The 6,004-nt window shown below is 52.7% G+C and carries 6 protein-coding genes and 1 pseudogene; all 7 read right to left on the bottom strand.

Annotated features, from left to right (window positions below):
* Window positions 1-103: 103 nt before the first annotated feature.
* On the bottom strand, window positions 104-754 hold the full coding sequence (locus tag OGY13_RS00870; RefSeq protein ID WP_001283944.1) for a fimbrial protein: 651 nt from the start codon (window positions 752-754) through the stop codon (window positions 104-106).
* 14 nt (window positions 755-768) lie between these two features.
* Complete coding sequence (locus OGY13_RS00865; protein WP_104868952.1) at window positions 769-1,743, bottom strand: fimbrial protein; 975 nt, start codon at window positions 1,741-1,743, stop codon at window positions 769-771.
* Window positions 1,734-4,220 (bottom strand): fimbria/pilus outer membrane usher protein, encoded by a 2,487-nt coding sequence (locus tag OGY13_RS00860; RefSeq protein WP_058659872.1) that lies wholly within the window; start codon window positions 4,218-4,220, stop codon window positions 1,734-1,736. The genes OGY13_RS00865 and OGY13_RS00860 overlap by 10 nt, the downstream gene beginning before the upstream one ends.
* 11 nt (window positions 4,221-4,231) lie before the next feature.
* Window positions 4,232-4,933, bottom strand: coding sequence for a type 3 fimbria chaperone MrkB (gene mrkB, locus OGY13_RS00855; protein ID WP_102217442.1), 702 nt, complete (start codon window positions 4,931-4,933; stop codon window positions 4,232-4,234).
* A gap of 95 nt (window positions 4,934-5,028) precedes the next feature.
* Window positions 5,029-5,628, bottom strand: coding sequence for a type 3 fimbria major subunit MrkA (mrkA, locus tag OGY13_RS00850; RefSeq protein WP_104868953.1), 600 nt, complete (start codon window positions 5,626-5,628; stop codon window positions 5,029-5,031).
* A 105-nt stretch (window positions 5,629-5,733) separates the two neighbouring features.
* Window positions 5,734-5,847 (bottom strand): annotated as a pseudogene (locus OGY13_RS00845) (IS630 family transposase); the annotation flags it as partial.
* A 19-nt stretch (window positions 5,848-5,866) separates the two neighbouring features.
* A partial coding sequence (locus tag OGY13_RS00840; protein WP_139289633.1) for an IS3 family transposase occupies window positions 5,867-6,004 on the bottom strand: 138 nt, incomplete at its 5' end.

The following is a 6,004-nucleotide window of genomic DNA, read 5'->3' as shown; positions in this document are numbered from 1 at the left end:
ACAGCTGATAGAAACAGAAGCCACTGGAGCACCTCAAAAACACCATCATACACTAAATCAGTAAGTTGGCAGCATCACCCGCGCAATAAAGTCAATCAATCACTCAATTATAAACTAACTCCCAGGTCGCCCAGCTGGTCAACGGACCGCTGGTCGCTTTTTCCGGCGCTGGCGTAACGTAGCCAATGTAATAAGTAAATATCCCGCCATCCACCGCCTTTTCGACCAGAGGCACCCGGTTTTGCTGCGGGTCAGCCGGGACAATTTTATTGCTCTTGTCCAGAGTATTATTGTCGTTAGTCGACAGCGCCAGGAAAATATGGCTGGCCCCATCCGCGCGCGTATTCGCCAGATAACCAGCGTTTTCATTGCTGACGGAATTAACCATAAACCCATCAATCCAGCGCACATTCACCATCCGAACTTCATCTTTATCCGCCGCGCCGCCATCATGACGAAGCTGGCAGTTTGAGAGTTCCAGCGTGAAAGGCTGTGGTTTCATAAATGCCCCCGCCCCGCGATCGTGTACTTCTGCCAGGCTGACCGGCGCCAGCCAGACGCTTCCACTCCCTGCATTATTGCCGCCGTTAAGCGCCACGCTACAGGAGATGTCGGTCACCCGTCCGGCAAAATCAACCCGCCCACGATCGTAATTCGTCTCGAATCCCCACGCCGAGGAGGCAATAAGCGTCCCGCTTATCAGGGCCAACTGAATGAGTCGTGTGCTATTTTTATACTTTGCTGAATCACTCATACCCGCCTCCCGCATTAATCGTACGTCAGGTTAAAGACCAGGTGCGACTCCACTTCACCGGTACTGGTAGTCGGCGCATATTGATAGAAGCGCGCATGGAGAGGCAGGGTGATATAACGAGTTTCCTGGTTTTGTAATGTACCAATATTATATTTTTTGTTGAATTCCAGAGGAGTGTTGTCCTTTATAACCTGCACACCAACGCCCTTAGCAGCAGAATTTCCTGTCTTTTCGTTTAGTAGAACACCTTGATTCGCTGATGTATTTGTAGCTAATGTTCCAGAAAATGAGGTGTTAATATTTGCATAACCACTGACACTGACTCCCCCACTACACTCCAGTTTAATATCAAATGGTGTACCGCCAGCCCAGGTCCCCACCCCTTTTAAATCAGCTCGTTTAATCGTGCCTATATCGACATTCATATTTTTGCCACCTAAAATGGTACAAGAAGGTGAAACAATTGTAATGGCATCAGCATTAAGGCTGGTTTTAAGGATTGTAAATTCTGGTCCGTACTCTGTATACGGCCCACTGGCTATGGTTCCACTCCCTGTTGTGGTACTGGTCTTAATTATATCTAATGTGAATGTTGAACCTGCGAGTATAAAGGAGGAACCTGTCGTGGTATAACTATCAGGGTAGATCATACTGATCTCCCCTTTACGTGAGAAACGTAAACCAATTCCAGGAATTGCAGTTGAATAGACTTTATTGGCCCCCTGAACCAAACCAGCAGCAACAATTTTCGCATCTAATTTCAGAGTAGTAATTCTATCACATTTAACATAAATCGTATTATCATCCGGCATTGGCCATGTTTTAGTTGCAATGACACTCCCTACTGGTAAGTCCGGGCTAACAACCACGCGCCCCATATCCATATTAATTTCATAGGCACTATTAGGTTGCCAACATGATGCCCATGCTGACGTTGTCCCCAGCGCCATTAAGCCAATAAAAAGCGTCAGTTTTTTCATTAGCGACATAGCGTTTCCTTTGTTTTTTCCTGACTTAATTCCACCGAGCACTGTCCGCCGCTCCACTTAACCGTGGCCTTCGGCGCGCTGGCGTCGCTGATAAACATCATGCTGCCCTGCCCCACCACGCCGATCTCTTTCCCGGACGGACCGAATATCGTGGCGGCAAACGGTAACGGCAGGCCATTAGCCTGGCGCGCCCGCAGAGTGATGTTGTTCTGCAGCGTGGTATCGAAGGAGACCTTGACCACGCTCCCTTCCCACGGCACCACCTGCGCCACGGTACTGCCGAAGGCGACATCGTCATTGCTGCCTTTCGGGTCAATTTCAACGGAATTTATCCGGTAAGGCCGCAGATACGGCAGAATGGCGTAGCCGTTGCTGTCGATGCGGGTACCCGGCGAACCGGGCAACATCGCGCCCGCGGCATCTTTCGCCTCGATCAGCGCCATAGTAGTGCCGGTTTCCGGCGAGAATACGACGCCGTGCTGATGCGCGATTAGCGTCCCGCTGGCGCCCACGCCGCTCTGGCGATAGCCTTCGCCCTGGCTATAGCTGCCGTTCAGCGTCGTCCACGGGGTACGGTAACTGCCGTTCAGCGCCACATCGTGCTGGCCGCCAGTGGCGGTGGTCGTCGACACGCCGTAGTTAAGGTTGTTTTCGCTATCCAGCGAACCGTTGACGCCAATCTGCGAGCTGGCGAAACGCGAATTGTTAAACGCGGTATTCGATGTCAGGTTAGCGGTGCGGTTTTCACCGAACCACAGCGGGTAGCTAAAGTTGAGAGACACGCGATCGTCGCGGCGGTGGCCGGAACTATCCGGGGTATAGACGCGCTGGGCGCTGACCGACCACGAAAGCCGACCGTACATGTTGTTGTAACTAAACTGATACTGCTTTTCCGTCCCCGAACGGTTCCAGTAATCCGCCACCCGACCGCTCAGATAAAAACCGCCCCAGCCGTCCGGCAGGTTCTGGTTGACGGTAAAGGTCATCCCGTTTTTCTGGCGCCACACGGTGTAGTTGCTGTTGTAGTTCTTCTCCTGATCGACGGCGTAGAGGGCGTCGTTCAGGTTGTAGTAGCCTTTGGTGGAGTAGCGATACGCCGCCAGCACGATGCTGGTCTGGGTTTCGGTAAACATGCGGTTAAAGGTGGCGCGATAGCTTTGACCGTGCTCGTCAAGGGTATCGCTCTTCAGCCGCGAGTGAGTCACGTCGAAGGAGAGCGCGCCGATGCCGGTGTTCATCCCGGTCCCCAGCAGGAACGCCTGATAGTCATCAAATCCGGTGACGCCGGTATAGCCGGTAAACAGGTTATTTAAACCATGCTGCCAGGTTCCCTGGTAGAGCATCGGTTTATTACGCAGCGAACTATCGTCGACTTTACCGGCGGAGAGCGCGTAGCGGGTCATCCCCGGACGCAGCAGCTGCGCTACCGAGGCGTAAGGTACGCTGAATACCTCGACCGAACCATCGCCCTCTTTAACCGACACTTCAAGGTCGCTACCGTAGCCGGAAGGATAGACATCCTGCAGGGTAAACGGCCCCGGCGGCACCGTGGTCTGATAGATAATATTGCTGCCCTGGCGCACCGTCACCAGGGCGTTGCTTTGCGCCACGCCGCGAATTTCAGGGGCGTAGGAGCGCATGCCGTCGGGAAACATATTGTCATCGGTCGCCAGGTTAACCCCGCGCAGGCCGATGGTGTCAAAGAACTCGCCGTTGGTAAAAATCTGCCCGCCGCTGACTATCGAGTTAATCTGCGGAATCGGCCGCTGCAGATAGGTCTGGTTGCTGTTCCAGTGCGCTTTCCCCTGCTGCTGCTGCCAGTTCAGGTTACCGATATGCTTGAGCAGCCAGCCGTCCCACGACAGGCCCGCGTTAACGCCAAGATACGCGCTGCTGTTATCGGAACCGTTGGCCGAGGAGATATGGCTGTTCCAGGCGTTGGCCATCCAGCCTAAATTCAGCGCCGCAACGCCTTTATCCCAGAATTGCGGGCTGACAAAGTTTTTCAGGCGCTGATCTTCGTAGATTTGCGGTACGGCAATATCCAGTCTCAGGGAGGACTGAATCAGCGTGTCTTTGACGTTATCTTCGTGACGCCACTCCTGCAGGCGTCCGCAGAAGCCCTCTTTTTCGCTGAGCTGCGGATTTAATTTTTCCGGCGAAATCCCATACTGCATCAGCATCGCTTTGGTATAGCAGACGCCCATTTTGCCGTCTTTACCGGCGGTGATTTTCAGGTCGTAGCGCCCTTTCCATTCGCCGTTGGTATAGACATCAAGGGAGTAGACGCCCTCGCTGATAGCGCTGGTCGAGAAGCGCGACAGGTCGACCTTTTCGCGACTGCCGACGATAAAACCATCGTTAAATTGATAGATCGTTCCCGGGTTTTCCTGTCCGCTGGAAAATGGCGGAAAGCAGCACAGCGCGATGGCGATCGCGGTGCTTAATCTTCCCGGGCAGAATGACCTCTGCTTCATTAGCTTTTCCCTTATTTAACGGCCACTTTCACTGCGACATCGGCGCCATAGTCATTAATGTTGTTAACGGTCAGGGTTTCGCCGCGGTTGACGGCGGAGGAGAGCGCCACCGTCTGGCTGGACTGCGGCGCCAGCATCACGGTTTTACTGTTCAGGGCTTTACCGCCGTCGCGGGAAATACGGCTGACGGTAATGTAGAACGGCGTCGGGTTGTTGATGGCGAGACTACTGCCGCTGGCGGTCAGGGTCAGCTTCTCGGCCGCCGCATCGCGGTTGCCCAGTCCGGCAGGACGATAAATAAATTTAAAGCGCGAACGGATCGCCAGCTGCAGCACGTTCTGGCCTTCATTTTTCTGATTGGCCACCACCGGCGGAATTTCCAGCAGATTCAGCCACCACAGCGTCTCTTTATCTTTCGCCAGACCGGCGCTGCTACCGAGCTTAATACGCAGCGTCTGGCCGCTCTTGGCGTCAACGCGCGAAATCGGCGGGGTGATAATAAACGGGGTGGTAATGGTATCCGGTGTGGCATCGGCATCGCCGTTATCCAGCCAGGCCTGCGCCAGCGCCGGACGGTCGGCGTTATTTGAAAGCTGTACCGTTATTTCTTTTTCATTTCCTGGATAAATAAAGCGGGTACCGTTAACAATAATATTGTTGGCATGGGCCGCAAAACTAAAAATGAAAAAGAAAAAAAGGGCAATACGCTTCATGCTGACCTCAGAATAAAAATACAAGCGGCGGACATTGCCGCTTTATTATTGTTATTAACTGCCCCATCGCGGGGCAGTTTTATTTTCTGACGGAATTACTGGTAAGTAATTTCGTAAGTCGCGTAGCTGTTAACCACACCGGTGGTTACCTTGGTCGGCGCGCTGGTGGCGTAGCCTACGTAGTAGGTGAAACGCGCGCCATCAGCTACAGCGGAAGCGTCGCCTGTCGCTTTCGGCTGAGTGCTGCCACCCGGGATGATTTTGTTGGTCAGCGCGGTAGCGTTGTCAGTAGACAGCACCAGCTGGATGTTCTGAGCACCGGAAGCTTCGGTGTTCGCCAGGTAGCCCTGTTGTTTGCCGGTTGCGCCAGCCAGCAGGTTACCGCCGGTCCAGTTCACGCTTACGCCATCCTGTTTAGTGTCATCAGCAGCCTGGCAGTTAGAGACGTCAATGGTGAAAGATTTCGGTTTCAGGTAAGTATCCGCTTCTGCCGCTTTAACTTCAGTCAGGGTTACCGGAGACAGGTAAACGTTCGCATCGCTGCCCTGGCCGTTAACGGAAACAGTACAGGATACATCGGTAACTTTACCGAAGAAATTAACCTGGCCGCCGCCAACAGTGGTATCAGCTGCATGGGCAGCAGTCATGCCAAAAAACGCGGTTGCCATTGCTGCAGAGAGAAGAACCTTTTTCATTGTCATTTCCTTGTCAGAGTGAATTGCGAATCAATGAGCACACTGTGAATTCGCATAGAACCAGAAACATCAGGCGATGCTGATTTATGCCACTGCTATACCGAATCAACTTGAAGATGCAGGCTTGAGAACCTGAAAATTATCATTAATTCGAGATGCCAAAGAGCCTGCGATCTCTGGAAGAGTCACAGTAAAAAATTGGTCTATTGCCGCCTTGAAGTGAATCGCCACGGATAATCTAGACACTTCCGAGCCGTTGATAATACTGGTTTTCATATTCTGTCGGTGACATCTGTTCGCTAGAACCATGCCGACGCTTACTGTTATAAAACATTTCGATGTAATCAAAAATATCGCTGCGGGCTTCTTCCCGCGT

The organism is Citrobacter sp. Cpo045, assembly GCF_030332875.1.
Taxonomy (GTDB): domain Bacteria; phylum Pseudomonadota; class Gammaproteobacteria; order Enterobacterales; family Enterobacteriaceae; genus Citrobacter; species Citrobacter portucalensis.
This window is presented reverse-complemented; position numbering and strand designations above follow the sequence as displayed.